The organism is Arthrobacter sp. Cr_A7 (assembly GCF_029222765.1).
GTDB lineage: Bacteria > Actinomycetota > Actinomycetes > Actinomycetales > Micrococcaceae > Arthrobacter.
On the sequence record NZ_JARHXQ010000119.1, the window covers coordinates 1 to 2,636 of the forward strand.

Here is a 2,636-nt window from a genome sequence, read left to right on the forward strand (position 1 = left end):
CCGCATGGCCTTGACACCGGACCCCCTCATGGGATTACCTAATGAACATTCGGTAAATAAAGCTGGAGGCAATGACGCATGGCTGAAACAACCCTTTCCGGGCCCCATCACCAGATCCTGGAGAACGACTACGCCTCCGAGTGGATGGGCATCGAGGTCCTCTCGCTGAGCGACGGCCACGCCACCATCCGGATGACCCTCCGGCAGGAAATGCTCAACGGCTTCGGCATGGCCCACGGCGGAATGATCTTCGCCTTCGGGGATACGGCGTTTGCGCTCGCATGCAACCCGGCCGTCCCGGCACCCGGTGAGGAAAACAACATCACCGTGGCCTCCGGCGTGGACATCAACTTCCTCAAGCCCGCCTTCCGCGGCCAGGTGCTGACCGCCGTCGCGGACCGCCGTTCCAGCGCCGGGCGCAGCGGCCTGTACGACATCCAGATTTTCGCCGCCGACGCCCCCCAGGCAGAAGCCCCCACCTCCGGCACCCCTGGTGAGCTCATTGCCGAGTTCCGCGGACGCAGCCGCACCATCCCCAAGAAGTAGGTAGACCATGACCCTGCACGCCCCCGAAACCCCCGCCGCAGCAACCTCCGCCGCAACTTCCGCGCAGACGGACGCCGTCCTGGACCGCGAGGAGACCATCTCCCGCGACGAGCTCGAGGCGCTCCAGCTCAGCCGCCTGCAGCACACGGTGGCCTACGCCTACGAGCGCGTGCCGCTGTACAAGCGCAAGTTCGACGACGCCGGCATCCACCCCTCGGACCTGCGCGAGCTCAGCGACCTGGGCAGCTTCCCGTTCACCACCAAGGAGGACCTGCGCGCGGAATACCCGTTCGGCATGTTCGCCGTGCCGCAGCACGAGGTGGCCCGCGTCCACGCCAGCTCCGGCACCACCGGCCGGCCCACCGTCGTCGGGTACACCAAGCAGGACCTGGCTGACTGGGCCAAGCTCGTGGCCCGCTGCTTCCGCGCGTCCGGCATCCGCCCCGGCATGAAGGTCCACAACGCCTACGGCTACGGCCTGTTCACCGGCGGCCTGGGCGCGCACGCCGGCGCCGAGGCACTGGGCTGCACCGTCATCCCCATGTCCGGCGGGCAGACCGAACGCCAGATCCAGCTGATCCAGGACTTCCAGCCGGACGCCATCCTGGCCACGCCCACCTACCTGCTGACCATCGCCGACGCCATGGCGCACATGGGCATCGACCCCACCTCCACGTCCCTGAAATACGCGGTCCTCGGCGCCGAACCGTGGACGCAGGAGATGCGGCACGAGCTCGAAGTCACCATGAACATCAAGGCCTGCGACATCTACGGCCTGTCCGAGGTGATGGGCCCGGGCGTCGCCGGCGAGTGCGTGGAGACGCAGGACGGCAGCCACATCTGGGAGGATCACTTCCGCCCCGAGATCATCGACCCCTTCAACCCCGTGGCGGGCAAGGAAAACGTCCTGGGCGACGGCGAGCACGGCGAACTCGTGTTCACCTCGCTCACCAAGGAAGCGCTCCCCATCATCCGCTACCGCACCAAGGACCTTACCCGCCTCCTCCCGGGCACGGCCCGCCCCGCGCACCGCCGGATGGGCCGCATCACGGGCCGCAGCGACGACATGATCATCCTGCGCGGGGTGAACCTGTTCCCTTCGCAGATCGAGGAAATCGCCCTGCGGATCCCGGAGCTTAGCCCGCACTTCCAGCTCGAGCTCACCCGGCCGGAGGGCCAGCGGATGGACCAGTTGACCGTCCGGATCGAGCGCCGGGACAACGTCACCCCCGAGCAGAGCACGACGGCGGCGCGCGCCTTGAAGGAGCAGATCAAGATCCACGTGGGTTCTTCGTGCGCGGTGGACGTGGTGGAGCCGGGCTCGCTCGAGCGGTCCAACGGCAAGCTGCGCCGGATCTACGACCTTCGGCCGAAGGGATAGCAGGACCGGTGGTGCGGGGCCGTCCCGGACTTACCGACCGTTCGTGAGAAACTAGCCACTATGCCCAGCACCACCGAAACCTCCAGCCCCGGCAGTCCAGCGAGCAGCGCCGGCACCAAGCGCGGGCGCCCCGGCTATGACCAGCAGTCAGTGCTGCGCATCGCCGTGGACGTCTTCAACCGGCACGGCTACGACGCCACGTCCATGGGCATCCTGGCCGAAAACCTGGGCATCTCCAAGTCCGCCATCTACCACCACGTGCCGTCCAAGGGGGATCTCCTCAAGCTCGCCCTGGACCACGCACTGGGCGGCCTCGAGGCGATTCTGGAGGAGCCGGAGGCGACGTCCGGAGCCGCCGACGCACGGCTGGAGTTCGTCCTCCGGCAGACCGTGGCCGTGCTGGTGGACCGGCTGCCCTTCGTCACGCTGCTGCTGCGCCTGCGCGGCAACACCGAGATCGAACGTGACGCGCTGGAGCGGCGGCGCACGTTCGACCACAAGGTGGCCGGACTGATTTCCGCGGCCCGCGACGAGGGCTCGCTGCGCCAGGACATCGATCCGCGGACGGTCACCCGGCTCCTGTTCGGCATGATCAACTCGATTGTGGAGTGGTACAAGCCCGGCGGTCCGCTCTCGCCCACAAGGCTTGCCGACGACGTGATCACCATGGCGTTCGACGGCCTCCACGGCCACTCCTAGGCTCTCCCAA

General features: G+C 67.7%; 3 protein-coding genes. All 3 read left to right on the plus strand.

Annotation, left to right across the window (positions count from 1 at the left end; translation table 11 throughout):
* Nucleotides 1–78: 78 nt before the first annotated feature.
* From P2Q66_RS07330 to P2Q66_RS07340, 3 genes are read left to right on the plus strand one after another with little or no spacing between them, the layout of a single operon-like run.
* Nucleotides 79–546: a hotdog fold thioesterase gene (locus P2Q66_RS07330; protein WP_275726811.1), complete on the plus strand. Its 468-nt coding sequence runs from the start codon at nt 79–81 to the stop codon at nt 544–546.
* A 7-nt stretch (nt 547–553) separates the two neighbouring features.
* Nucleotides 554–1,927, plus strand: a complete 1,374-nt coding sequence (paaK, locus tag P2Q66_RS07335) for a phenylacetate--CoA ligase PaaK (protein ID WP_275726813.1) — start codon at nt 554–556, stop codon at nt 1,925–1,927.
* Nucleotides 1,928–1,987: 60 nt separating this feature from the next.
* Complete coding sequence (locus tag P2Q66_RS07340) at nt 1,988–2,626, plus strand: TetR/AcrR family transcriptional regulator (protein WP_079597464.1); 639 nt, start codon at nt 1,988–1,990, stop codon at nt 2,624–2,626.
* Nucleotides 2,627–2,636 lie beyond the last annotated feature (10 nt).

Excerpts from the sequence above, each read along its gene's own strand:
- P2Q66_RS07330 (WP_275726811.1), top strand. The coding sequence starts at position 79 with ATGGCTGAAACAACCCTTTCCGGGCCCCATCACCAGATCCTGGAGAAC.
- paaK (WP_275726813.1), top strand. The coding sequence starts at position 554 with ATGACCCTGCACGCCCCCGAAACCCCCGCCGCAGCAACCTCCGCCGCA.
- P2Q66_RS07340 (WP_079597464.1), top strand. The coding sequence starts at position 1,988 with ATGCCCAGCACCACCGAAACCTCCAGCCCCGGCAGTCCAGCGAGCAGC.